The following is a 25,602-nucleotide window of genomic DNA, read 5'->3' as shown; positions in this document are numbered from 1 at the left end:
CGCTAAGGTGATGGCAATTCTCACTGCCAAGGTACCTTGTGATGACTCCCCTGAAGATCGGCATCGTCGGCGTGGGCAAGATCGCCCGCGACCAGCACCTGCCCGCCCTCGAGGCCAACCCCGATTACCAGCTGGTGGCCATCGCCAGCCGCAACGCGGCGTTGTCGGGGGCCGCCAACTTCCTGTCGCTGGAAGCGATGCTCGAGGCGATGCCCGAGCTCGACGCGGTATCGCTGTGCGCGCCGCCCACCGTGCGCTACGCCCAGGCCAGGCAGGCGCTGGCCGCCGGCAAGCACGTGATGCTCGAAAAGCCGCCCGGCGCCACGCTCAGCGAGGTCGAGGACCTGGCCCGTCAGGCCCAAGCGGCTGAGCGCACGCTGTTCGCCACCTGGCATTCGCGGCATGCACCGGGCGTGGCGCCGGCCCGCGACTGGCTGGCTGGGCGCACCATCCGCGGCGTGACGATCGAATGGAAGGAAGACGTGCGCGTCTGGCACCCCGGTCAGGCATGGATCTTCGAGCCCGGCGGCATGGGGGTGTTCGACCCCGGCATCAACGCGCTGTCGATCGCCACCGCGATCCTGCCGCAGGCGTTCCACCTGCGCGAGGCGACGCTGCAGGTGCCGCAGAACCGCCAGGCGCCGATCGCCGCGCAACTGAGCTTCAGCGACGCCGCCGAGACGCCGATCCGCGCCGACTTGGACTTCCGCCAGACCGGCCCGCAGACCTGGGACATCCACGTCGATACCGATGCCGGGCGGCTGACCCTGAGCAAGGGCGGCAGCGCGCTGTATATCGACGGCGAACACCAGCCGACGGGCGAGGAGCAGGAATACCCGGCGCTCTATGCACGTTTCGCCAAGCTCGTCGCCGCCGGCGAGTCGGACGTCGACGTCGCGCCGCTGCGCCACGTCGCCGACGCCTTCCTGCTCGGCCGGCGAGAGTTAGTCGAGGCGTTCCACGACGAGTGAATGATCCGGCCCCGGGACCGATGGCCGAATTACATCGGTGGCACGGTGCCATCACGACCGACGATCACGGCCTTGGCCTGGATCGGATCCTGACCGAGATCGCCGGCAACGAAGACTGCCGCTCCCGCTTCGAGATCGTCCTTGGATCCCTTGCTGACCATTACGGTGGGGACGTCGCTCGGTACGCGGATCTGCTTGCTGCCATCGCCGTAGTCGACGGTCAGCGTCATCATGCCGTCTTCGTCGGCGGCGTTATCCACGGTGCCGTTGGTCATGGTCGAGCCGCTTGAGGCGCCGCCCATCTTGCCGCCTGTATCGCCGCTCTTGGCGTCGCTGGCGCTGACGGTGCCATTGGTCATGGTCGAACCGCTACCGCTGCCGCCAAGTTTCTCGCCACCCGAGCCACTCTGGGTGGCGCCGCGCGGCATGTCCCAAGGGTAGTCGCCTTCTCCGGTTCCCTTCATGGAGTCCGGGAAGATCACCATTTCCAGTGCCCTGGCGGGTTGTCCATCTTCACCGGGCACGTTGGCCGTGCCGATGAACGTGCCTTCCTCGATCTCGTCGAGACTGCTCTCACTGACGGCCGCGAGCCGGGTGTTGTCGCCGATCGTCACCCGATGGCTGCTGCCGTCGGTAACCGACTCGACGGTGAAGCCGTCGCCGCTGAGCTTGGTGATGGTGCCGCGCAGGTTCTTGGGCGTGTCCTGAGCTGCCAGGGCACCGCTCGCGAGACAACCGATGGTGAGGCCGAGTAGCGCCTGGCGAAGCGTGCGGATGGCATGACGTGTGGCTGGCATGAGGGCTGCTCCTGACGTGTAAGGGGGCTGATATCAAGTTTGATTTTCTGGGAGCTCCGACCGTCTGAGTTCAGTTGATCGTGAAAGATTGTCAAGCGTATCGACGATGCCGATAGCGGGTGCCGGCTATATCCCGGCATACCAGGTGTAGCCGCGATCCTCCCAATAGCCGCCGTTGCCACCGGCGATGTCGTCGAAATCGCCGACCAGGGTGATGGCGGAGAGATATTTCGCCATCTTGTAGCCCAATTGACGCTCCGCGCGAAGCCGCAGCGGCGCGCCGTTGGCGATCGGTAGCGGCGCATCGTTGAGCGAGTAGGCTAGGATCGTTTGCGGATGACGTGCTTCGCTCAGATCCAGACTCTCGTAGTAATAGTCCTCGCCGCCCAACTGATCCATGCAGTGAAACACCACATAGCGCGCCTCGGCTTGCACGCCGGCACGCTCGAGCAGGTCGGTCAGCAGCGGGCCGCGCCACTGGCCGATGGCACTCCAGCCTTCGACGCAGTCGTGACGCGTGATCTGGGTTCTGGCCGGCATCGCCTGCAGCTCGGCGAGCGACAGTGACAGGGGGGCGTCGACCAACCCGCCGATCTCCAGGCGCCAGTCACGGAACTGCCCGGCGGCGAGCTGGCGATAGCGCGGCGCTTGCGGGTCGGTGGAGCCGTTGGGGCGGAAGGTTGCGTCGATCATCGATGGCGGGTATTTCGGCGCCAGGCCACGCTCGCCGGCCAGAAAGCGCTGAACGCGCAGGTTTAGCCGTTCGGCCAGGCCCAGCGTTTTGACGACCTGATCGTTCCGGGACAGCCGATCGCAACCCGCCAATCCCAGCGTCGCCACACTCAGCGCCGCGCGTTGCAGGAAGCGTCTGCGGCCATGGAATGCGGCATCATTGCGTTTCATGATGAGTGCCCCCTCTGCTTTCGACAGGCGTCACGTCACGTCGCGTCTGCCGCCGGTCAGCATGTCGCGCACCTGCCGAAACGGCCCGCTCAGCAGCACCATCACGAGATGAACGATCAGGAACAGGATCAACGAACCGGCGACGATGAAGTGAATCGAGCGCGCGCTCTGGCGACCGCCGAACAGGTCGAGTAGCCAGGGCGCCGCCGCGTTGAACGTGGGCGACATGCACAGGCCAGTCAGAATCATCACTGGCAGGGCCACGAACAGCACTCCCAGATAGCTGAGCTTCTGCAAGCCGTTGTAGCCGCCGCGATTGGCATGAAAGCGCAGGCGCAGATGATCGAGAACGTCGCGCCCCAGGCCGCGCCACTGGGACGCGGGTAGCCATAAATCACGTTTCAGGTGGTCGCTGAACAGCGCGTACACCACGAACAGCGCGCCGGCGCCCGCGAACAGCCAGGCGAAGAAGAAATGCCACAGCCGCCCCATGGCCAGGGACTGATAGCTCGGCAGGGTGATCCATTCGGGGAACCCCCGCACGCGGGCGTGACCGTCGCTGCCGGAGTAGCCCAGTACCCCGGTGGTATCGAAAGTCCAGGGGCCCAGCGCCGTCTGGCCCTGTATGTCGCCGCCGGCGCCGCCCGCTTCAGGTCATGCGGCGCTGGTGGGCGATCAGTTCGCGCAGGGTGCTCATCAGCGCCCCGGCGCCGGGCGACAGGCGCTGCTTGCGCAGGCTTACCAGCCCGTAGGGCTGGACGCTCAACGATTCGCTGAACGGCAACAGCCGAAAGTGTTGCGGGGCGCACAGCAGGTCGGCGACCTGACGCGAGGTCACGGTCAGGGTGTCGGACTTGGCGACCAGCGCCAGCGAGACCAGGATATCCGGCGTGTCGATGATCTGCCCGGGCGGCAGCACGCCGTGTTGCAGCAGCAGGTGGTCGACACGCTGGCGCATCAGCGCGCCGCTGGGCTGCAACGACCAGGAATAGGCGGCTATGTCGGCCAGGTCGGGTATCGCCAGGCCGGCCAGCGGATGCCCTGCGCGGCACACGAAGCAGATCTCCTCCTCGCCGATCTCCTCGAACACGAACTGCTCGGCGGGAAAGCCCTCGGGGATGCGGGTGATGGCGAAATCGAATTCGCCCTCCATCAGCCGGGGAATCAGCGACTTGCTGACGTCGACGTCGACGCTCACCTTGAGCCCGGGGAGTTCGCGATGAACCCGCTGGATGGCGCTGGCGAGGATCGTCACCGCCGGTGCCATCACCGTGCCCACCGAGACCACGCCGGCATTGCCCGCGCGCAGGGCGTTGAGTTCCTTGCCGGCGTGATGAAGCTCGGAAAGGATGCTGCGGGCGTGACGGATCACGATCTCGCCGTACCAGTTGGGCGTGACCCCACGTGAATGACGCTCGAAGAGCGTGACGCCGAGCTGGGACTCGAGATCGCCGAGCAGCTTGGAAGCCGCCGGTTGGCTGATCGCCAGGCTGGCCGCGGCGCGGTGCAGGTTGCGATGCTCCTCCAGGGCCAGGAATAACTGCAAATGGCGTAACTTCAGGCGTACGCGAAGAAACCAGTCCGGCGCTAGTGCAGCCCTGCTGTGTTGTTCTCTCATCGCTGATAACTTTTTTGATATCTTTTATGTGAAGCGCATTATTAACTGTGCTCTTTGCCGCTGTCTAACCTGCAATAACAACCCTCCTGATTTCCTGCGGCGATGCTCCGGCCGGGCGGGACCTGTCGGTCGCAGAGCGTCTGCCGCCTTGTGACCGCCGAGTCGCCCGAGCAGGTAAAGGGCATCCGCTTCTGCGTTCTACGGAAAAGAGATGGCGCCAGCCGCGAACGACTTTAGTCGTAACGAACCTGACATTAGTCGTAGCCATCGAGGCCATTCGGTGGGTATGGGGCGCAACCGACCAAGCCTGCTTGCTTATTGATAAACAAAACGATATCCCCCTGTCTGGCAATGCGTATTAGTCGCTTACCCATAGACTGACTAACGTCACAGCGTGCTCATAGGGTCGGTCGCTGCGTCGTCCGATCACAACAACAACATCTGTGCCCTCGGGGCAGGAGAATGCCGAATGTCATTTACACATACGCTATCACGCCTTGCGCTGGGCGCCGGTCTTGCACTGAGCGCGTTCAGCCTGGCGCAGGCCGCCGACGACGAGGTCAAGATCGGCTTCATCGTCAAGAAGCCGGAACAGGCCTGGTTCATCAACGAACAGCAGGCCGCCACCAATCTCGGCGAGGAAAAGGGCTTCGAAGTGGTGAGTCTGGCCGGCGAGGATGGCCAGCAAGTGCTCAGCGCTATCGACAACTTGAACTCCCAGGGCGCTCAGGGCTTCGTCATCTGCCCGCCCGACGTGCGCCTGGGGCCGGCGATCATGAACCGTGCCAAGCAGTACGGCATGAAAGTGGTCACCGTCGACGACCGTTTCGTGGGCGCCGACGGCGAGCCGATGGAGGGTGTGCCGCACCTGGGCATGTCGGGTTACAAGATCGGTCAGCAGGTGGGCGATGCCATCGCCGCAGAAATGGAACGTCGCGGCTGGGATCCCGAGAACGTGGCCGCACTGCGCATCACCAATTATGAGCTGCCCACCGCCAAGGCGCGCACCGATGGTGCCACCGACGCGCTGTTGGAGTCCGGCTTCAAGAAAGCCAACATTTTCGATGCACCGCAACAGAACACCGACACCAGCAGTGCCTTTGCAGCTGCTTCGCCGGTGTTTGCCAAACGAGGCGATTTCGAGCGTTGGGTGATCTATGCCCTCAACGAAGAAAGCGTGCTGGGCGGCGTGCGCGCCAGCGAACAGTATGGGCTGAGTCCCGACCAGGTGATCGGGGTCGGCATCAACGGCTCGGGGGCGGCCTTCGCCGAGTTCTCTCGCGAGAAGCCCACCGGTTTCTATGGCACCGTGGCGGTGAGTTCGACCATGCACGGCCGCCAGAGCGCCGACAATCTCTACACTTGGATCACCGAAGGTGAGAAGCCGCCGGCCAATACCGAGACCACCGGTACGCTGATGACTCGCGACAACTGGGAGCAGGTCCGCAAGGACTTGAATCTCTGAGTCGTCCGGCCCATGGCGAGGCGTGTCGTGGGCCCTGTCCATCCCTGCGGAGTCTAGATCCATGTCCGAACCCTATCTTCGCGTCGACGGCATTACCGTCGAGTTTCCCGGCGTGCGCGCGCTCGATGACGTCAGCTTCAACGTTCGCGCTGGCGAAGTGCATGCCCTGATGGGCGAGAACGGCGCTGGCAAGTCGACCCTGCTCAAGGTGCTCAGCGGGGTCAACAAGGTCACCGCCGGGGCGTTGTGGATCAACGGCGAGCGCCACGTCTTCAGCAATGCCCGCGAGGCGCTCAATCAGGGCATCGCGATCATCTATCAGGAATTGACGCTGTCGCCGAACCTGTCGGTGGCCGAGAACCTGCTGCTCGGTCAGTTACCCGAGCGCCACGGCTTCATCGACCGCCGCCGACTGCGCGAGCGTGCGCTCAAGGTGCTCGAGGATCTCGGCGAGGCGAACATTCACCCCGCCACCAAAGTTCGCGATCTGTCGATTGGCCAGCAGCAGATGATCGAGATCGGCAGGGCGTTGCTGCGCGACACCCGGATCATCGCCTTCGACGAGCCCACCAGCAGCCTGTCCGTGCAGGAGATCCGCCACTTGAAGCGCATCGTTGCGCGGCTGCGTGACGAAGGCCGGGTGGTGCTCTACGTCACCCATCGCATGGAGGAAGTCTTCGAGATGTGCGATGCGCTGACGGTGTTCCGCGACGGCCGGCACATCGCCACCCACGACTCGCTCGCCGGGCTCGACCACGACACCCTGGTCAGCGAGATGGTCGGGCGCGAGATCGCCGACGTGTACGGCTACCGTCCACGCCAGCACGGCGAGACGCTGATGCGCCTCGAGGGTCTCAAGGGCCACGGCGTGCGCGAGCCGGTCAGCTTCGAGGTCAAGCGTGGCGAAGTGCTGGGACTGTTCGGGCTGGTCGGCGCCGGGCGCAGCGAGCTGATGCGGCTGGTCTGCGGCGTCGAGAAGGCCAGCGAGGGCGCGGTGCGCTTCGCCGGCGACACGCGCCGCTTCGCCAGCCCCCGCGAGGCGATCCGCGCCGGCATCGCCATGTGTCCCGAGGATCGCAAGTCGCAGGGCATCTTTCCGGTGGCGAGTGTCGCCGACAACCTCAACATCAGTTGCCGGCGCTTCTTCAAGCGCTGGGGGGTGTTCCGCCATGCCCGCCGCGAGACCGACAACGCCAACGATTATATCCGCCAGTTGAGCATCAAGACCCCGGGGCCCAGGACCCCGATCAACAACCTGTCGGGGGGCAACCAGCAGAAGGTGATCGTGGCCCGCTGGCTGGCCGAGGAGATCGAGCTGTTCGTGATGGACGAGCCGACCCGCGGCATCGACGTCGGCGCGCGCCGCGACATCTATTCGCTGCTCTACGACCTCGCCGAGCAGGGCAAGAGCGTGGTGGTGATCTCCAGCGACCTGGCCGAGGTCAGCTCGATCTGCGACCGCATCGGCGTGATGCGCGACGGTGCGCTGATCGACATCGTCGACCGCGACGAGGCCACCCCCGAACGCCTGCTGGGCCTGGCGCTGCCGGCCTGACGAGCGTCGAAGCTTTCAGAGAGGAATGACCCATGTCCAGTGAAAAAGTCGTCTCTTCAACGGCGGCGCAGCCCGAGGGACGGCGCGGCCTGCCCAAGGTCCTGCGCACGCTGCTCGATACCTCCGGGCTGATCGCCATCTTCATCCTGCTGTTCATCGGCCTGTCGGTGCTGGTGCCGGACTTTCTGACCGGACGCAACATCGTCGGCCTGCTGCTCTCGGTGACGCTGATCGGCACCATCGCCACGACCATGATGATGGTGCTGGCGCTGGGCGAGGTCGACCTGTCGGTGGCCTCGATCGTCGCCTTCGCCGGGGTCGTCGCCGCGGTGATCACCTCGACCTCGGGCAGCGTGGTCATCGGCGTGCTCGGCGGGGTGGCCGCCGGCGGCGCGGTGGGCGCCTTCAACGGCTTCGTGGTGGCGCGCTTCGGCATCAACTCGCTGATCGCCACCCTGGCGGCGATGGAGTTCGTGCGCGGGCTGGCCTACATCACCTCCGGCGGCGACGCGGTGATGATCAGCGTGCCGGGGTTCTTCGACCTGGGCAGCGCCTCGTTCCTGGGCCTGACCCTGCCGGTATGGACGATGATCGTGTGCTTCGTGATCTTCGGCGTGCTGCTCAACCTGACCGCCTTCGGCCGCAACGTGCTGGCCACCGGCGGCAACGCCGAGGCGGCGAGCCTGGCCGGGGTCAACGTGCGCCGACTCAAGATCACCGTGTTCGCGCTGCAGGGCGTGGTCGCCGGCATCGCCGGGGTGTTGCTCACCTCGCGCATGGGCCTGGGCGATCCCAATACCTCGCTGGGTCTGGAACTCGCGGTGATCTCGGCCTGCGTGCTGGGCGGCGTGTCGCTGTCCGGTGGGGTGGCGTCGATCACCGGCGTGCTGGTCGGCGTGCTGATCATGGGCAGCGTGCAGAATGCCATGGGCCTGCTCAACGTACCGACCTTCTACCAGTACCTGGTGCGCGGGGCGATCCTGCTGTTGGCGGTACTCTTCGACCGCTGGAAGCAGACCCGCCGAGCTAAGACGTAAGGAACTGATTCATGACCAATGTGAAACGCCCGCTACGCACTCAAGAGAAACCGCTACGCTCGGCCGCCTGGTTCGGCAGCGCCGACAAGAACGGCTTCATGTACCGCAGCTGGATGAAGAACCAGGGCATCCCCGATCATGAGTTTCAGGGCAAGCCGATCATCGGCATCTGCAACACCTGGTCGGAACTGACCCCCTGCAACGCGCATTTCCGCAAGCTTGCCGAACACGTCAAGCAGGGCGTGCTGGAAGCCGGCGGCTACCCGCTGGAGTTCCCGGTGTTCTCCAACGGCGAGTCCAACCTGCGACCCACCGCGATGTTCACCCGCAACCTGGCGAGCATGGACGTCGAGGAGGCGATTCGCGGCAACCCCATGGACGCCGTGGTGCTGCTGGTCGGCTGCGACAAGACCACCCCGGCGCTGCTGATGGGCGCGGCGAGCTGCGACATCCCCACCCTCGTGGTCACCGGCGGGCCGATGCTCAACGGCAAGCACGAGGGCAAGGACATCGGCTCCGGTACCGTGGTCTGGCGGCTCTCGGAAGAGGTGAAGGCGGGCAAGCTCTCGCTCCACGACTTCATGGCCGCCGAGGCCGGCATGTCGCGCTCCGCCGGCACCTGCAACACCATGGGCACCGCCTCGACCATGGCCTGCATGGCCGAGTCGCTGGGCGTTTCATTGCCGCATAATGCCGCGATCCCGGCGGTGGACTCGCGGCGCTACGTGCTAGCGCATCTCTCCGGCAACCGCATCGTCGAGATGGTCGACGAGGACCTCAAGCTGTCCAAGGTGCTGACCAAGCAGGCGTTCGACAACGCCATCCGCACCAATGCCGCGATCGGCGGCTCGACCAACGCGGTGATTCATCTCAAGGCCATCGCCGGGCGCATCGGCGTGGACCTGACGCTGGACGACTGGACGCGCATCGGTCGCGGCACGCCGACCATCGTCGACCTGCAGCCCTCCGGGCGCTTTCTGATGGAAGAGTTCTACTACGCCGGCGGCCTGCCCGCGGTGCTGCGGCGGCTCGGCGAGGCCGACCGCCTGCCCCACAAGGATGCCCTGACCGTCAACGGCCGCACCCTGTGGGACAACGTCAAGGACGCCCCGCTGTACAACGACGCAGTGATCCGCCCGCTCGACAACCCGTTGCGCGAGGACGGCGGCATGTGCGTGCTGCGCGGCAACCTCGCCCCCAACGGCGCGGTCTTGAAGCCCTCCGCCGCCACCCCCGAGCTGATGACCCATCGCGGCCAGGCGGTGGTGTTCGAGGATTTCGACGACTACAAGGCGCGCATCAACGATCCCGATCTCGAGGTCAGCGCCGACAGCGTACTGGTGATGAAGCACTGCGGGCCGCGCGGCTATCACGGCATGGCCGAGGTCGGCAACATGGGCCTGCCGGCCAAGCTGCTCGAACGGGGCGTCACCGACATGGTGCGCATCTCGGACGCGCGGATGAGCGGCACCGCCTACGGCACCGTGGTGCTGCACGTCGCCCCCGAGGCCGCCGCCGGCGGGCCGCTGGCGGCGGTACGCAACGGCGACTGGATCGAACTCGACGCCTACGCCGGCATGTTGCACCTGGAACTTGACGACACGGCGCTCGCGGCACGGCTGGCCGAGACGGATCCTACCGCAGCGTCGCGGACCATCGCCGCTAGCGGCGGGTATCGTCAGCTCTACATCGAGCGGGTGCTGCAGGCCGACGAGGGCTGCGACTTCGACTTCCTGGTCGGCTGCCGCGGCGCCGAGGTGCCCCGGCACTCGCATTGAATTCATCCACGTTCGGTATCGATAGGGACGCGCAATGATCGCCATCAATACCCTCGAGTGCGTCTGGGCGGGCCGCGCGTCATCGCTTCATGGCCGACGCTCGAGGAGTCGGCTGGCAACCGCTTCAGCGCACCTGTATCACCGTCGACGGCGCACGCAGCGCGGTCTATCACGACTGAGTAGCCATCGGTCGGTCCCCGCCAAGGCCTTGGTGCGGTATGCTGTGGCGATCGATTTCAGCGGAGTAGCCAGGCAATGACGATTACGCTCGAGAACACCTTGCTGCGACTCGAGGTGGCGCCGGCCGTGGGCGGTTCGGTGGTGCGCTTCGAGGCGCTGCGCAAGGATGGCGACATCGCGCTGTTCCGCCCCGGCGACAGTGCGACCGACGATCCCAACGAGATGGGGCTGTATCCGCTGGTGCCGTGGTCCAACCGCATCAGCGGCGGCGGCTTCGAATGGCAGGGCGAGCGTTATCCGCTGCAACCCAATCGCCAGGGCGAGCGATTTCCGATCCACGGCGATGGCTGGCAGGCGGCGTGGCGCGTCGCCCACCGTACCGCCACCCAACTGACCCTCGAACGCGAATCCAGCCACCAGCCGCCGTTCGACTACCGCTCGCGGCTGATCTATCGGCTCGACGGCGCGGCGCTGACCGTGGAACTGGTGATCACCCATCGGGGCGAGGCGCCCGCACCCTACGGCATGGGCGTGCATCCCTGGTTCCCGCGCAGCGTCGGGGTGACTATCGAGGCCCCGGCGGATGGCGTGTGGGACGTCGACGCCGCGCAACTGCCCACCGGCTGGCGGGCCATCGACGCGGCGAGCGAATGGGATTTCCGTCACGGCGGCAAGTTGCCGGCCGGGCCGATCGACAATCTGTTTACCGGCTGGAATGGCCACGCACGGCTGGTCTGGCCCGAGCGCGACCTGACGTTGTATATCGACAGCGACCCGCCGTGCCCGCGCTATCTGGTCTATTCACCGGGTAGTCAGGCCGACTTCTTCTGCTTCGAGCCGGTCAACCACGACGTGGACGCCCATCACGGCGCCGCGCCGCTCGACCAGGGGCTGGTCGGGCTGACCAAGGGCCAGACCCTGCGGACCCGCTATCGCTTCCAGATCATGGCTTAGGCGTTGCCCGAAAACTGCCCGCGCTCGCCAACGTTCAGACAAAATCTAGCAGACCGAGAAGCCAGCCAGGCCGGCGGTGTATGGTGGATCGATTCGGCGCTCATACGCGTTGCCCCCATACGGACAAGGCTCATGAGCATTGTCTAGCTCATGCTTGGGTATCGACGAAACGCGCTGCCGGCACCACGGGCAGCGCCTCGAGTTCCGGGCGGGCGAAGAAGTAGCCCTGCTGGCGGACGACCCCGGCGCGCTTGAGCCAACGTGCCTCGGCCAGCGTCTCGATGCCTTCGGCGATCAACTGACAATCCAGTTCGGCGGCCATGGCGACCACTGCACGGACCATCGCCTGGCGGCGCGGGTCGCGATCGATCTGCATGATCAGCTGACGATCGAGCTTCAGCGTGTCCAGGCGCATCTCGGTCAGCAGGTCGAGATTCGAATGACCGGCGCCGAAGTCGTCGAGCGCGGTGGAAAAGCCCATCTCGCGATAGCTGTCGACGATGCGCTTGAGATGAGCGCGGTCACTGACGGCTTCGCTCTCGACGATCTCGAAATTGATGCGCTCGATGGGCCAGTCGACACGCCGCGCGGCATCCAGCGTGGCCTGGATGCAGGCGGCGGGTTCGTAGACGGCGTTGGGCAGGAAGTTGATCGACAGCTTCTCCCGCATGCCCAGCCGGCTGGCGAGCTCGATGGCCTTGACTCGGCAGGCCTGATCGAAGCGATAGAGCAGCTTCTCGTCGACCTGGCCGAGGATCTGACCGGCCGATTCGCCCCGGGTGCCGCGTACCAGCGACTCGAAAGCGACCACTTGACCTCGTTCGACATCGACGATCGGCTGGAAAGCCATGGTGAAATCGAACGGCAGCGGCGTATCGCAACGTCCGCAGTGGCCCTCGACTCTTGCGCAATGATTCATGGTGTTCTCGCTCCCCGGTTATTATCTAGCGCATGGGCGCGCAGCCCGCCTCACGGGTATACCGTAAACGTCGCACTGGATGACATAACCTGGGTCGCTGCGGCCCTCCATCGTTTTATCGGCAGCTAGCGGCGAGTCTTGGGGGTGGCCTGGCCACGCGATACCAGTACCACCCCGAACAGGCTGATCGCCATGCCGGCCAGCGCCACCGGCCCCAGCGTCTCGTCGAACAACCACCAGGCTTCCAGGGCGGTGAGCGGCGGCACCAGGTAGAACAGGCTGGCGACCTTCGAGGCCGCGCCGCGTCGGATCAGCGCCATCAGCAGCAGGATCGCCGCCACCGACAGGCCCAGCACCAGCCAGGCGAGCGTCGCGACGAAGGTCATCGTCCAGGTCACCTCACGGCTTTCCAGCAACAGCGCGCCGGCACCCAGCGCGACGCCCGCGGCCAGGTACTGGATCACGCTGCCGGTAAGCAGCGGCATGCCGGTGCAGAAGCGTTTCTGATACAGGGTGCCGGCGGAAATCGCCATCAGCGAGGCGAGTACGCTGACCAGCGCGCCCACGCCGAAGCCGTCGAACAGGCGGCCGGCGGCGGGGGCGAGCTTGCCGCCGAGCACCAGGGTGATGCCCACCAGGCCCAGCAGCAAGCCAAGCCACTGACCGGCCGTCAGGCGCTCGCCGAGCAGCGGCAAGGCCAGCGCAGCGGTGAGCAGGGGTTGTAGCCCGACCAGCAGCGACGCCAGCCCGGCGGGCAGCCCCAGTTCGATGGCGTGGAACACCCCGCCCAGATACACGGCATGCACCAGCAGCCCGGTCACCGCGACATGCGCGCAGAGCACCCGGGAGTGTGGCCAATACGCCTTGAGCAACCACACCAGCGGCAGCAGCACCGCGAGCGTCAGCATGAAGCGGATGAACAGGAAGGTGAACGGCTCGGCATAGGGCAGCCCGAACTTGGCGCCGATGAAACCGGTGCTCCACAACAGTACGAACAGCCCCGGCATGGTCTTCAGCCAGGGCGATTCGGCGCGGGCGTCGGGTGACGGGGAGGCGCTCATTGGTGCTGCCCCGAGTCGCGCTGACGCATGGGCATCAGCAGGGGGCGCAGGTGGCGGGACATCGTCGGCTCCTCGGCGTAATGGATCGGACAAGCACACCAGATCGCTGCCTGGCATGCCAGTGCGGCGTCAAAATAGCCTCACAGGGGTCGTGCTTTGGTCTAAAACGTGATTTCGATGGTCAATTGGTCGGACCAGAGCGGCCCGCCAGTGGCGCGGCTGGAGATCATTTTGGCCGTATTTTCAGACGGCTGGGGCGCTTTTAGCGTTGAGGGAATCGATGGCGAGCCAACGCAACTCGGCTACTGTGATTCTCGGGACACACCGCCGCCCACGGCGGCAAGCGCATGATAACTGCACAACAACAAGGCTCGCTCGCTTCGGGTGGGCTCGACTCCCCAGGAGATATCGCCATGCACGACAAGACACACCAGCCGGCGACCACCGCCGATCAGGATAGCGCCTCTCAGCCCACCAGCGCAGCCACCAAGCCCGCCAGCCGGCGCACCTTCCTCAAGGGGGCGGCGCTGGGTTCGGCGGCGGCGGTCGCCGCGCCGTGGGTTGGCAGCGTCCAGGCGCAGCAGGGTATTCGCATCCGCATGCAGTCCTCGTGGCAGCCGGGCACTACCGGTTACAAGACCTTCGAGGCGTGGGCCAAGGGGGTGTCCGAGGCGACCAGCGGTGAGGTCAGCATCGAGCCGTTTCCAGCCGGTGCCGTGGCCGGCGCCTTCGAGGTGGCCGATGCGGTACGCAACGGGGTGCTCGACGGCCAGAACTGGTTCACCGTCTACTGGCCCGGCAAGATGCCCGCTGGCGTGTTCCTGACGGCTTATCCCATGGGCCTCTCCGCGCCGCACCAGTGGGACATGATGTTCGGCGCCTACGGAGGCTTCGGGATCGCCAAGGATCTGTACCGCAAGCAGGGCCAGGAGCTGCTGGGCTACGTCCAGCACGACCTCAACCTGATCCACTCCAAGATTCCCCTGCGCAGCTTCGACGACTTCAAGGGGATCAAGCTCCGCATGCCCGGCGGCATCGTGGCCGAGACTTTCGCCTCGATCGGTGCGCGAACCACGCTGTTGCCCGGCTCGGAGGTCTACCCGGCACTCGAGAAGGGAACCATCGACGCCGCCGACTACACTGGCGCGGCGGTCAACTATGAGCTTGGCTTCTGGCAAGTCGCGGACTACATCATCATGGGGCCGCCCTCCACACCCTGTCTTCATCAGGCCGTCGATCTGATGGACATCGCCGTCAATCGTCGCGTCTTCGAGCGCATGTCGCCGCAGACCCAGGACCTGATGCATGATCTGGTGTCGGCCTACTCCCGTGAGCATTACGCCGCGATCCAGAAGGCCAATGCCGAGGCCTGGCCCAAATACCGAGAGAAGGGTGTGGAAATCATCCACCTTTCCGAGGCGGATGCCAGCCGCTTCCGCGAAGCCGCCATTCCGCTGTGGTTCAAGTGGGCCAACAAGGATCCGGACGCCGCGCGCCTGTTCAAGGCACACCTCGACACCATGATGGACCCGGCGGTGGCGCTGGTCACCGGCGAGGACATCAAGGACTACCAGCTTAACCTGTAAATCCCCAAGGTGCCCGCCGGTGGCCGTCTAAGGACGGCATCGGCCGGGCCGATGACAACCCATGCACCCCGCCATTCTCTGACTCATTGATCCGTTGCCATCGCCGGAACGAGATGGCGCAGCGGAGGAGTGTTCATGAATCTCGACATTGATTTTGTCCTGCCCCACTGGCTCTACTGGGCCGTGCTGGCCCTGTTGCCGCTGGTGGTGATGTTCTGCGTCGATCGCAGCTTTCGCCGCGGCGCCGTGGTCAGCGGCGGCGATACCGCCGAGATCCCTGCTGAGGCCCCGGTAGAGCGCTACCATCCGCCAGGCAATGTCTTTACCGCCGTCTCCGACAGTATCTCGGGCTTCTTCGGCCGCTATGTCGCCTACTGGTCCATGATCGCGCCCTTCGCCTACACCTATGAGGTGCTGGTGCGTTATGCCTTCAACTCGCCGACCAACTGGGTTCACGAGTCGATGACTCTGATGTTCGGCATGCAGTACCTGATCGCCGGCGCCTTCGCCCTGCGCGAGGGTGGCCACGTGCGGGTGGACATCCTCTACCAGCGCGCCCGGCCGCTGACCAAGGCAGCCCTCGACCTGCTGACATCGGTGTTTTTCTTCATCTTCACCCTCGGCCTGGTGGCGACCGGGTGGAAGTTCTTCTCGCAGTCGGTGAGCGACACGTTCTTCTTCGGCTCCAGCTATGCCAACGAAACTTCCTTCACCGAATGGGCCATCGAGTTCTATCCGGTGAAGTTCATGCTCTTCTTCGGCGCTCTGCTGCTGCTGATGCAGGGGATCGCCCAACTGATCCGGGACTTGCAGACTTTCCGCCACTATCGTGCCTGCGAACGCCAGGGACGCGGCTTTGCTCACCTGCTGGTGGCGTTGGGCGCTGTGCTGGCTGCCTGGATGGTGTTCGAGATAGTCAACATCAGCGTCACCGACTACCAGAGCCTGGCCGGAAGCCTCGAGAACAGCCTGAGCAGCGTGGGAATCGGCGGTCTGACCTTGGTGATGTTCAGTAGCCTGATGGTGGTGCTGGTGGCCGGTCTGCCGCTGGCCTTCGTCACCGGCGGCCTGGGTGTGGCCTTTCTCTATCTGGTGGGCGACCAGGCCATGCTCAACCTGATGCCCTCGCGCATCTTCCCGATGATGACCAACTATCAGCTTTCGGCGATCCCGTTGTTCATCTTCATGGCGGCCGTGCTGGAGAAGGCTGGCATCATCGAGGAGCTGTTCGATACCGTCTACAAATGGATGGGCGGGCTCAAGGCCGGGCTGGCGATCGCCACCATAATCGCCTCGACGCTGCTCGCCGCCATGGTCGGCGTGATCGGTGCCGCGGTGGTGACCATGGGCCTGATTGCCCTGCCGGCGATGCTCAAGCGCAACTACGATCCCGAGATCGCGATCGGCTCGATCATGGCCGGCGGTACGCTGGGGATCCTGATTCCGCCGTCGATCCTGGCGATCATCTACGGCGTGATTGCCCAGCAGTCGGTGGGCGAGCTGTATCTCGGCTCGCTGATTCCCGGCCTGCTGCTGGCGGGCATGTACGCCCTCTACTGCTGGCTGCGTGGCACAATCAACCCCAAGATGGCGCCACCCATGCCGGTGGAGGATCGCGTCGACACGGGCGAGAAGCTGCGCCTGCTGCGCAACATGCTGGCACCCATCGTGCTGGTGATTCTGGTGCTCGGTATCATCTTCACCGGCATCGCCACGCCGGTGGAGGCCGCCGGCATCGGCACCTTCGGTGCCCTGGTGGTTGCGGCAATGCACCGGCGCCTGACTTGGGCCAACTTGCATGCCGCCTGCATGACCACGCTGGTCGCCTCGGCGATGGTGATGTGGATCATCTTCGGCGCCAGCATCTTCGTCGGTTTCTATATTCTTCAGGGCGGTCAGGATTTCGTCCAGGCGTTGATCTCCGGTGCCGGGCTCGGACCCTACGGTGTGCTGGCGGTCATGATGATCCTGCTGATAGCGCTGGGCATGTTCCTCGACTGGGTGGGTATCCTGCTGCTGGCGGTGCCGATCTTCGTGCCGCTTATCCAGCCGCTCTCCTTCGATGGCCTGCTGGGGCTGCCGGGGGTCGGTGCAGGAGACGTCTCGCTGTGGTTCGGGGTGATCTACCTGGTCAACATGCAGATGTCGTTCTTGAGTCCGCCGTTCGGCTATGCGCTGTTCTACATCAAGGGGGTCTGCCCGCCGCACATCACCATGGCGCAGATCTTCCGCTCGTCGCTGCCGTTTTTGGGCATCCAGGGGGTCGGTCTGCTGCTGGTGATTCTGTTCCCGGCCCTGATCACTTACCTGCCCAATCTGGTCTACGGCTAGCCGGGCGGCAAGACCCGCAACGGGCGCCTTATGACGCCCGTTGCAGTCTGTGGCGGCGATCAGAGCCAGGTCGAGAGGGTGATCGAACCAAAAGCGATCGGCTTCGTCCCGGGCCTCGAACCCATGGCTGCGCCAGGCGTTGGTGAAGGCCAACTGCCAGGCACTCATCGGAAGAAAATTTAATTCCAATAATGCAAATTTATTTGCAATAACGTCGCCTTCAACCTACTCTCCAGTCAGTACTCTGGCCAGTCAGTACTCTGGAGAACCCATGGACACCAAAGCGCTTGAACCGCCCGTCAGCCTCGCCGAATTGCAGGCGTTGGCTGCGCGTATTGCCCGCCAGGATCAGGGCGCGCCGAGACTCTCGGCCAGGGCACAGACGGTGTTGAAGGCGTTGCTTGCCAGCCCCGAACGCGTCGGGCTATCGACCATTTCGCAACTCGCCGAGCAGCACGCCGTCAATCCCTCGAGCCTCACGCGATTGTCGCGGGCGCTGGGTTTTTCCGGCTTCAAGACCTTCCAGGCACTGTTCCGCGAAGATCTCTCCGGCGCCACTTACTATTCCACGCGCGCCGAGCGGCTGCTGGATTTCGGCGAAACGCCGACGTTGCGTCCCGGCGGCGCGCAGCGGGCGCTCTGGGAACAGGAAATGGCCAATCTATCGGCCGCGGTCGAGGGACTCGATGACGCCATGCTCGAGCGTGCCGCCGCGGGGCTTGCGACCGCGCGCCGGGTTCAGGTGATCGGCCTGCGTGCCAGCTTCGGCGCGGCGCATTATCTGGCTTACTACCTCGATTACCTGCGTGACGACGTGCATTTGATCGCTGGCGAGGCCGGCGTCGGCGTCGAGCGGGCCCTCACGCTCGATTCCGACGATCTGGTGGTGGGCATCGCCTTTCGCCCCGAGACGCGGACCAGCGTCGACTATTGTCGGCTGGCCGTGGAGCAGGGCGCGCGATTGGTGGCGCTGACCAATCACCCGCGTTCGCAGTTGGCGGGCCTTACCGACTGCCGGCTGGTGGCGCCGGCCGAGGGGCCGTTCTTCTTCAACCCGATGAGCAGCCTGTTCCTGTTGGTGGAGCTGTTGCTGTCGCGCGTCGCCGTGCGGCTCGGCGAACACGCCGTGGCGTCGATCCGGCGGCGCGAGGCATTGATCGCCCGGCTGGGCGTCGAGTGAGCCGATGTCCGTATTTTCCGATTATTTACCGTTCCGTGCCTTCGAGGAGGCCCGCATGACCCGCGCAACCGATGTTCCCGTTGAATCCGGCAATCCCGTCGCCGCTCGCTTGCTCGCAAGCTATGCCGATGGCGATGAGGCCACGCCATCATCCGATACGCTACTGATCAACGAGCAGTCGCGGTTGCTCGAGGCGAGTGGCCAGCGTATCTACAAGTTCGGCTTCGGTCAGTCGCCATTTCCGGTGTTCGCCCCCGCGGTGTCGGCGCTCGCCGCGCACGCCGCGCACAAGGCCTACCTGCCGGTGCAGGGGCTGCCGGCGCTGCGCGAACGGGTCGCGGCGTTCCAGAGTCGCGTCGATGAAACCTACTGGGACGCCCAGCGCGTGCTGATCGGTCCGGGCAGCAAACTGCTGTTGTTTGCGTTGATCAAGGCGCTGCCGACGGCGGATATCCTGATACCCGCGCCGGCCTGGGTGTCCTACGCACCGCAGGCGCGCATGGCCGGGCAGCGCGCCGTGCGTCTCGAGGCCAGTTACGACCATCGCTGGCAAGTCACTGCCGAGACGCTCGAACGGCATTGCCGCGAGCGGCCCGAGCGGCTCAAGGTGCTGATCCACAACGCACCGGGCAATCCCACCGGGCTGGCACCCGATGCCGAGACTCAGCAGCGCCTGGCCGCGGTGGCGCGCCGCTATGGCGTGGTGGTGCTGGCCGATGAGATCTACGGCTTGCTCCATCATCGCGGCGCGTATCGCGCCTTCGCCCGCGACTATCCGGAAGGCACGGTGACCACCGGCGGGCTGTCCAAGTGGTGCGGAGCCGGTGGCTGGCGGCTGGGTGTGGCGCACCTGCCCGCGGCGCTGGGCGGCGAGTTGTTCCAGCGCCTGCTCGGTGTCGCCTCTGAGACCTGGTCGAGCGTCGCCAGCCCCATCCAGCAGGCCGCGATCACCGCCTATACCGCGAGCCCCGCGCTCGACGCCTACCTGCAACGTCAGCGCACGGTACTCGCTGAAGTCGGTGGCTGGTGCGCAGCGCGGCTCAACGCCGCCGGGGTGCGCACACACGCCCCGGATGGCGGCTTCTATGTGTTTCCGGATTTCGCCGCCCACCGCCAGCGCCTGGCGGCGCGAGGTATCACCAGCAGCGGCGAGCTGACCCGGCGGTTGCTCGCCGAGGCGGGCGTTGCGTTGCTGCCGGGCAGTGCCTTCGGCTGCCCGCCGGAGCAACTGACGGTGCGGCTCGCCTACGTGGACTTCGACGGCGGCGAATTGCTCGCCAGCTCCGGCGAGGTTCTGGGAACCCCAGCGCTGCGCCAGACTCGAGCGGGGATCGAAGCGATCGTCGCCTGGCTCGAAGATCAGTGAGTCGGCCGGCAGGATATTTACATTTAGTAACAAAAAGATTGGAACCTTCCCTCCACTAAGGTCGTCCCAGTTCAGCACACGTTCGAAAAAGTATTTGGAGATTTACATGCGCAAGATCACCGCACTGTTCGCTGCCTCGCTACTGAGCGCCGGCATGGTTTCCGCGCCGGCCATGGCTCAGCAAAGCGGCGATAATGCCGCCCAGCAGCAGACCCAGCAGGCCGCGCCGAGCGCTGAAGACTTCACGGACGAACAGCTCCAGCAATTCGCTGATGCCTCGCAGGAGATCGCCGCGATCTCGCAGGATTACACCCAGCGTCTGCAGCAGGCTGAAGACCAGTCCAAGCAACAAGAGATCCGTAAGGAAGCCAACGACAAGATGGTTGCGGTCGTCGAAGACAGCGGTCTGACCGTCGAGACCTTCAATGCCATCGGTCAGACGGTTCAGCAGGATCCCGAGCTGATGAAGAAGGTTCAGGGCATGGCCGGTCAGTCGTAATGTGACCGCGTCGTAGCCGTAGCCGATGTGCCGAGACCGACGCTGAATCGGTGGCATGCCGGCATGAATAAAGAAGGGCCGCCCCAGGTTAGACCGGGGCGGCCCTTCTTTGGTTATGCTTCGTGTTTCTAGACATGACCTGTCGCGACCTCGGCCTGACGATGAACGTCATCAAGAGGCCTGGAAACGGCGAGGGATTGTCGTCGACCTCGTGGAGAGCGAATATCGCTGCATGCTGCGTGGCGCTCGCTCGAGTGGTCGCGGACCGGGTGATCCACGCGCAGGACAATAACGGAGGCCGATTATGATGATCGTCGACTTGATCGATGGCGATGACTTTCGCGCGCGCATCCAGGCGCTCGGCGTGCGAGTGGGCGACGATGCCTGCCCGCGAACCTGCGCGCGCATGGCGCTGTGCAAGCATCGCGAGGTCGGAGTGCCGGGACTCGAGGATACGGTGCGCGAATTGATGCGGCAGCGCGATGTGATGTTGCCCTCGGTGCGTCAGGCGATCGAGGCGTTTCTGCTCACGGAATTTTCTCGCACCTGACGCTCTGCTCTTTGATCGCATAAGCGCCAGCGAGCGGGCCGTTCAGGTTGGTCGTTCAAGCGAAAAATGTCGGAGTGTCGTACGATACAGCGGCTTGGCGATGTCCCTATCGCTCGGTTACATAGCGCGAGAGTTACGAGCGATTGTGGGTGGGCGCCGCGGCGGACGGTTGTCTGCGCGCGGCATCCACCGATGCCAGAGCGACACGATCGCTCGATTCGGCCACGCAAACTGCATGCACGAGGATGTGCTGATAACTCAGACGCCGACCGGCCGGCCAGGGAGCCGTGATCACCGGCAAGATCGCCAACATGCCATGGCCGGTAGCGGGGAAATTGTCGATCAACGTAGAATAGCCGGCGCTCAGCAATAGGTTGTAATGCAATTGACTGGTCAGCCACAGTCCACTGGTGTACGCGAGCGCGCCAGCCATGACTGGCCGTCCTGGACAGGGGCGGTAGCAATCGCGCTGACGACATGCAGGCCGATCGCCGCGAAACGCGTCGGCAGGTGGGGCCAGCCACGCCAGGCACAGCTCGCCGAGCCCGGAAGGGAAGCTTCAGCGGGCGGATGCGGGCGAGCTCCTGGTCGACCCGCCACAGGCAGGCGATGATAGCCGCTGAATCAGCCGCGAGGTCAGCCAGGTAACGTCCCGGCCGACGTTATCGACTAACAAATGATAGGCTGAGTGGAATGGCCGAGTAGCCACGGGGCGAGTAGCACGAAATTGATGGCGAGCAAAGCCAACAGATCATGATACAAAAACTTACGCCACGCTTGGCAGACTGCTGACCATCGAAGCGTGGCGGGTTTCATGCTATGGCATCGACGCACCGATAAAAATCAATCGGCATAGTTTGCAAGGACTGAGTTTGCAAGAACTGAGTTTGCAAGGACTGAGTTTGCAAGGACTGAGTTTGCAAGGACTGAGTTTGCAAGGACTGAGGGGTCGCATTGGTCCATTGAGGGAATGAGGAATTACACATGAAGGTGTGGCAATGCCTGGTGCTGGTCGGCCTCTCGTTGGGGGTGACCGTCGCCGAGGCCCAGGAGCAGCAACCCGCTGATCAGAATCAGCAGGAACGGGGGAGCGACGCGTCGCCGCAGGATAACGGCTCGTCCGAGGCTTCGGCTGCGAACGGGCAGGCCGATGCTTCGGCTCAGCAACCCCAGCCCGAGCCGGAAATGACCCCCGAGAAACTCTTCGAGCGTGTCATCGAGCGTGCCAAGGCCTTGGCGGGCAGCGCCTACAGCGCTCCGCAGTCGCCGTTGCCGGACAAGCTCAAGAATCTCAGCTACAGCGACTATCGCGATATTCGTTATCGCAACGAGTATGCGCTATGGCGCGACGATCGCTTGTTCGAGGTGCAGTTCTTCCATCCCGGCTTCCTCTACGACCAGCCGGTCGAGATGTATGTGCTCAAGGGGGGGCGCATCGACGAAATCGGCTTCGACCCGGCGATGTTCAACTACGAGAATGGCGCTGCACCGCTCAAGGAGCTGGTTGCCGGGATCGATCCCGAAAAGATGGGCTTCGCCGGGTTTAGCCTGCATTACCCGATCAATACCCCTGACGTTAAGGACGAGATCGTGGCGTTCCTCGGCGCGTCCTACTTCCGGCTGGTCGGTCGGGGGCAGGAGTACGGCGTCTCGGCGCGCGGGCTGGCGGTCAATACGGCAACGCAGGGGGGGGAGGAATTTCCGGCCTTCCGTGCCTTCTGGCTGGTGCGCCCCGAGCCCAACGATGCCGAAATGACGCTGTTCGCGCTGCTCGACAGCCCCTCCGTGACGGGGGCCTATCGCTTCGACGTGCATGCCGGCAACAATACCGTCATCGATGTCGATGCACGGCTATTCGCCCGTGAGAACGTCGGCAAGCTGGGCATCGCGCCGTTGACCAGCATGTTTCTTTACGGCGAGAACAGCCAGCAGTATTACGACGATTTCCGTCCCGAGGTGCATAGCTCCGACGGCGTGCAGATGTACACGTCCAGCAACCAGTGGCTGTGGCGGCCGTTGTCGAATCCGCCGGCACTCAACGTCACCCAGTTACGGGACAATTCGCCGCGTGGTTTCGGCCTGATGCAGCGTGACCGGAATTTCGAGCACTACCTGGACCTGGAGGCCGATTACCAGAACCGTCCCAGTCTGTGGGTTCGTCCGTCCGAGGGCGATTGGGGCGAGGGCGGCGTAGAGCTGGTCGAGATTCCCACCGAGAAGGAAATTAACGACAACATCGTTGTCTACTGGGTGCCCGACGCCGAGTTCCGTGCCGGCGACCAGCGTCGTTATCAGTATCAGATTTCCACCTACGGCAAGGCGCTACCCGAGAATACCTTGGGTCAGGTCGTCAGGGTCCGCAATGGCTGGGGGGCCAATCCCGACCAGACGGATCCGCCATCGCGCGACTTGCGCCGCTTCATCGTCGACTTTCGCGGTGGCGACGAGCTCTCGAGCCTGGCTGCCGCGCAGCCGGTCGAGGCCAATCTCAACGTTTCGCAGGGCAAGATCAGCGAGCTCAAGGTTCGCCAGCTGCCCGACGGCAAGACGTGGCGTGCGTCCTTCAAGCTGGCCACCCAAGGCAAGAACGCGGATATGCAGCTCGAACTGCAGTTGCGTGGTCGGCGACTGACCGAAACCTGGAGCTACCTGTGGAATCCCGATGTGTTGTGAAAACGATTCCCGTGACCGGGCGCTGAACCACGATGCCGATTCGCCGGTTGTCGAACAGGCGGGTCGGGCGAAAGGCATGCCAGGGGGCGCCGCAAGCGAGGCCCGGCCAGGGGGGGGCGATCGCCAGCGCATGCCGTTGCTGGGGCTGCGCCGGTTGGTCTTCTTCATCCTGTCGTTGCTGACCAGCCTGCAGGGCGCCTACATGATGTTCGACATCCTGCGCGCCAATGGCCTGACCGTGCTCGAGCTGTCGATCCTGGTGCTGTTCGTGTGCATGTTCGCCTGGATCGCGGTGTCTTTCTGGACCGGCATTGCCGGGTTCCTGGTGGTGTTCTCAAAGCGCGACCCGCTGACGCTCAAGCGCGCCGCACCGCTCGACGAGGCCCTCGACCCCGAGCGGCGCATCGCCTTGCTGATGCCGGTCTACAACGAGGATACCGAGCGGGTGATCGCCGGACTCGAAGCAACCTGCCTGTCGCTGGCCGACACCGGCAAGTCGGCAGCTTTCGATGTCTTCCTGTTAAGCGACACCACCGATGCCGAGGTCGCCGAGGCCGAGCGACACGCCGCCGCCGCGCTGCGTCGGCGACTGCCGGCCGGCCTGACCCTCTATTACCGCCGTCGCAAGCGCAATATCGGCCGCAAGGTGGGCAACCTGGCGGATTTCTGTTCGCGCTGGGGGCAGCACTACGAGAGCATGCTGATTCTCGATGCCGACAGCGTGATGGGGGGGCGCACGCTGGTGAGAATGGCGGCGACGATGCAGGCCAACCCGCGCCTGGGACTGCTGCAGACCGTGCCGTTGCCGGTGCGTTCGAACACCTTGTTCGGGCGTTTCCTGCAGTTCGCGGCAACCCTCTACAGTCCCATGCTGGCGGCCGGGCAGAGCGTCTGGCAGGGCGACACCGCCAACTACTGGGGGCATAACGCGATCATTCGCATCGAGGCCTTCGTCAAGCACTGCGGGCTGCCGTCGCTGCCCGGCAAGGCGCCGATGGGCGGCGAGATCCTCAGCCACGATTTCGTCGAGGCGGCGCTGCTGCGGCGTGCCGGCTGGGAGGTGCGCCTGCACGCCGGTCTCGAGGACAGCTACGAGGAACTGCCCGGCAACATGGTCGATTACGCCAAGCGCGATCGACGCTGGTGCCAGGGCAACATGCAGCACCTGCGGCTGCTGTTCGCCAAGCGCCTGCACCCCATCAGCCGCCTGCATTTTCTGCTCGGCGCGCTGGCCTACGTTGCCTCGCTGCTGTGGTTGATCATGCTGAGCCTGAGCACCGTGGATGCGGTCTTCAATGCGCTGGCCAAGGTGCGCTTCTTCAACTCGGGTTACCAGCTGTTCCCCGAATGGCCCGAGTCGCGGGTGGCGATGATCGCCTCGTTGCTGGCGATCACCGTGATCATGCTGCTGTTGCCCAAGCTGCTGGGCATCGTCGTCGGCCTGCAGCAGCGTCGCCGCGACTTCGGCGGCGCTCTGCGGCTGACCGTCAGCGCGCTGATGGAGATCGTGTTCTCGGTGCTGATCGCGCCATTGATGATGGCGTTTCACGCCTGGTTCGTGATCAGTGTGTTGAGCGGACGCACCGTGTCGTGGAGTTCCCAGGTGCGTGGCGGGCGGCTGATTCCGTGGAGCGTCGCCTGGCGGCGAACCGGGGCGATGACGCTGGTCGGGATCATCTGGGGGGCGGTCAGCTATTACTACGCGCCGCTGTTCTTCTGGTGGCTGTCGCCGGTATTGCTGGGCATGGTGCTTTCGGCGCCGTTGCTGCGCTATACCAGCAGCATTCGCGGCGGCGAACGGCTGCGCCGGTGTGGCCTGATGTGCATCCCGGCCGAGGTCGATACGCCGGAGGTGCTGAAGAGACTGGCGGCCCTGGAGCAACAAGACCTGGCCCATGCCGCTGTCGGCGACACCCCGGTCGAGGCGCTGCTGCCGGCAGGCGAATGCCACCAGGAGATGCCCATCCAGTCGTTGAGGGCGCCCTGGGGGCTGGGCGGCGCGCCGTACCCGGGCAAGCAGGATGTTTAGGGCAGGATCGCCATGCCTCTCGATGCCTGGATAGCGCTCGCCACCGTCATCGCCGTGTTCGTGCCGACGGGCACCACCTGGCTGGGTGCCGATATCATCCGCTGATCGGGGCCACGGCGTTGCTGATACCCTGCTTCTGCTCCTTCTGAT

The 25,602-nt window shown here is 64.7% G+C and carries 21 protein-coding genes; 14 read left to right on the top strand and 7 right to left on the bottom strand.

The annotated features are described in order from the left end of the window. The first annotated feature begins 41 nt into the window (after positions 1–41). Positions 42–971: a Gfo/Idh/MocA family protein gene (locus tag HALZIN_RS0111310; RefSeq protein ID WP_031384322.1), complete on the top strand. Its 930-nt coding sequence runs from the start codon at positions 42–44 to the stop codon at positions 969–971. A gap of 29 nt (positions 972–1,000) precedes the next feature. Here HALZIN_RS0111310 and HALZIN_RS0111305 read toward each other — a convergent pair whose 3' ends face one another. From HALZIN_RS0111305 to HALZIN_RS0111290, 4 genes are all read right to left on the bottom strand, one after another. Next, positions 1,001–1,768 carry a hypothetical protein gene (locus tag HALZIN_RS0111305; RefSeq protein WP_031384321.1) on the bottom strand — a complete coding sequence of 256 codons (768 nt, stop codon included), beginning with the start codon at positions 1,766–1,768 and terminating at the stop codon, positions 1,001–1,003. 126 nt (positions 1,769–1,894) lie between these two features. After that, on the bottom strand, positions 1,895–2,671 hold the full coding sequence (locus tag HALZIN_RS0111300) for a molybdopterin-binding protein (RefSeq protein ID WP_031384320.1): 777 nt from the start codon (positions 2,669–2,671) through the stop codon (positions 1,895–1,897). Positions 2,672–2,701: 30 nt separating this feature from the next. Then, positions 2,702–3,214 (bottom strand): cytochrome b/b6 domain-containing protein, encoded by a 513-nt coding sequence (locus HALZIN_RS0111295; RefSeq protein WP_231664228.1) that lies wholly within the window; start codon positions 3,212–3,214, stop codon positions 2,702–2,704. A gap of 106 nt (positions 3,215–3,320) precedes the next feature. Then, complete coding sequence (locus tag HALZIN_RS0111290) at positions 3,321–4,289, bottom strand: LysR substrate-binding domain-containing protein (RefSeq protein ID WP_031384318.1); 969 nt, start codon at positions 4,287–4,289, stop codon at positions 3,321–3,323. 469 nt (positions 4,290–4,758) lie between these two features. On the opposite strand from HALZIN_RS0111290, the gene HALZIN_RS0111285 reads away from it, so the two are divergent. From HALZIN_RS0111285 to HALZIN_RS0111265, 5 genes are all read left to right on the top strand, one after another. Beyond that, the gene (locus HALZIN_RS0111285; protein ID WP_031384317.1) at positions 4,759–5,754 is read left to right on the top strand and encodes an arabinose ABC transporter substrate-binding protein; all 996 of its coding nucleotides are present in this window, start codon (positions 4,759–4,761) and stop codon (positions 5,752–5,754) included. A 61-nt stretch (positions 5,755–5,815) separates the two neighbouring features. Next, positions 5,816–7,309 carry an L-arabinose ABC transporter ATP-binding protein AraG gene (gene araG / locus HALZIN_RS0111280; RefSeq protein ID WP_031384316.1) on the top strand — a complete coding sequence of 498 codons (1,494 nt, stop codon included), beginning with the start codon at positions 5,816–5,818 and terminating at the stop codon, positions 7,307–7,309. Between the two features lie 32 nt (positions 7,310–7,341). Further along, positions 7,342–8,346 (top strand): L-arabinose ABC transporter permease AraH, encoded by a 1,005-nt coding sequence (gene araH / locus HALZIN_RS0111275; RefSeq protein ID WP_031384315.1) that lies wholly within the window; start codon positions 7,342–7,344, stop codon positions 8,344–8,346. An 11-nt stretch (positions 8,347–8,357) separates the two neighbouring features. After that, positions 8,358–10,124, top strand: coding sequence for an IlvD/Edd family dehydratase (locus HALZIN_RS0111270; protein ID WP_031384314.1), 1,767 nt, complete (start codon positions 8,358–8,360; stop codon positions 10,122–10,124). Between the two features lie 255 nt (positions 10,125–10,379). Continuing rightward, a complete protein-coding gene (locus HALZIN_RS0111265) occupies positions 10,380–11,258 on the top strand; it encodes an aldose 1-epimerase (protein WP_031384313.1) in 879 nt (292 codons plus the stop codon). 148 nt (positions 11,259–11,406) lie between these two features. On the opposite strand, the gene HALZIN_RS0111260 is transcribed toward HALZIN_RS0111265, so the two are convergent. Together HALZIN_RS0111260 and HALZIN_RS0111255 are read right to left on the bottom strand one after the other, a co-directional pair. Continuing rightward, positions 11,407–12,177 carry an EAL domain-containing protein gene (locus HALZIN_RS0111260; RefSeq protein ID WP_031384312.1) on the bottom strand — a complete coding sequence of 257 codons (771 nt, stop codon included), beginning with the start codon at positions 12,175–12,177 and terminating at the stop codon, positions 11,407–11,409. A gap of 125 nt (positions 12,178–12,302) precedes the next feature. After that, positions 12,303–13,238: a DMT family transporter gene (locus tag HALZIN_RS0111255; RefSeq protein WP_035575321.1), complete on the bottom strand. Its 936-nt coding sequence runs from the start codon at positions 13,236–13,238 to the stop codon at positions 12,303–12,305. Positions 13,239–13,651: 413 nt separating this feature from the next. Between HALZIN_RS0111255 and dctP the strand changes: the two genes are divergently transcribed. The 6 genes from dctP to HALZIN_RS0111225 all read left to right on the top strand — a co-directional run bounded on the left by dctP (position 13,652) and on the right by HALZIN_RS0111225 (position 20,750). Continuing rightward, the gene (gene dctP, locus HALZIN_RS0111250; protein ID WP_031384310.1) at positions 13,652–14,824 is read left to right on the top strand and encodes a TRAP transporter substrate-binding protein DctP; all 1,173 of its coding nucleotides are present in this window, start codon (positions 13,652–13,654) and stop codon (positions 14,822–14,824) included. Between the two features lie 135 nt (positions 14,825–14,959). Beyond that, positions 14,960–17,155 carry a TRAP transporter large permease subunit gene (locus HALZIN_RS0111245; RefSeq protein WP_031384309.1) on the top strand — a complete coding sequence of 732 codons (2,196 nt, stop codon included), beginning with the start codon at positions 14,960–14,962 and terminating at the stop codon, positions 17,153–17,155. Between the two features lie 271 nt (positions 17,156–17,426). After that, complete coding sequence (locus HALZIN_RS0111240; RefSeq protein ID WP_031384308.1) at positions 17,427–18,335, top strand: MurR/RpiR family transcriptional regulator; 909 nt, start codon at positions 17,427–17,429, stop codon at positions 18,333–18,335. Positions 18,336–18,390: 55 nt separating this feature from the next. Beyond that, positions 18,391–19,701, top strand: coding sequence for a pyridoxal phosphate-dependent aminotransferase (locus HALZIN_RS0111235; RefSeq protein WP_035575625.1), 1,311 nt, complete (start codon positions 18,391–18,393; stop codon positions 19,699–19,701). A gap of 106 nt (positions 19,702–19,807) precedes the next feature. After that, positions 19,808–20,200 carry a DUF4168 domain-containing protein gene (locus tag HALZIN_RS0111230; protein WP_031384306.1) on the top strand — a complete coding sequence of 131 codons (393 nt, stop codon included), beginning with the start codon at positions 19,808–19,810 and terminating at the stop codon, positions 20,198–20,200. Between the two features lie 304 nt (positions 20,201–20,504). Then, positions 20,505–20,750 (top strand): hypothetical protein, encoded by a 246-nt coding sequence (locus HALZIN_RS0111225; protein ID WP_031384305.1) that lies wholly within the window; start codon positions 20,505–20,507, stop codon positions 20,748–20,750. Positions 20,751–20,883: 133 nt separating this feature from the next. Here the strand turns inward: HALZIN_RS0111225 and HALZIN_RS0111220 are convergent, their stop codons facing one another. Beyond that, complete coding sequence (locus HALZIN_RS0111220) at positions 20,884–21,183, bottom strand: hypothetical protein (RefSeq protein ID WP_031384304.1); 300 nt, start codon at positions 21,181–21,183, stop codon at positions 20,884–20,886. A gap of 551 nt (positions 21,184–21,734) precedes the next feature. On the opposite strand from HALZIN_RS0111220, the gene HALZIN_RS0111215 reads away from it, so the two are divergent. After that, positions 21,735–23,423 (top strand): OpgD/OpgG family glucan biosynthesis protein, encoded by a 1,689-nt coding sequence (locus HALZIN_RS0111215; protein ID WP_035575319.1) that lies wholly within the window; start codon positions 21,735–21,737, stop codon positions 23,421–23,423. Next, complete coding sequence (gene mdoH, locus HALZIN_RS0111210) at positions 23,413–25,452, top strand: glucans biosynthesis glucosyltransferase MdoH (protein WP_236254984.1); 2,040 nt, start codon at positions 23,413–23,415, stop codon at positions 25,450–25,452. The genes HALZIN_RS0111215 and mdoH overlap by 11 nt, the downstream gene beginning before the upstream one ends. Positions 25,453–25,602: the final 150 nt, after the last annotated feature.

It is taken from the genome of Halomonas zincidurans B6 (assembly GCF_000731955.1).
GTDB lineage: Bacteria > Pseudomonadota > Gammaproteobacteria > Pseudomonadales > Halomonadaceae > Modicisalibacter > Modicisalibacter zincidurans.
This window is presented reverse-complemented; position numbering and strand designations above follow the sequence as displayed.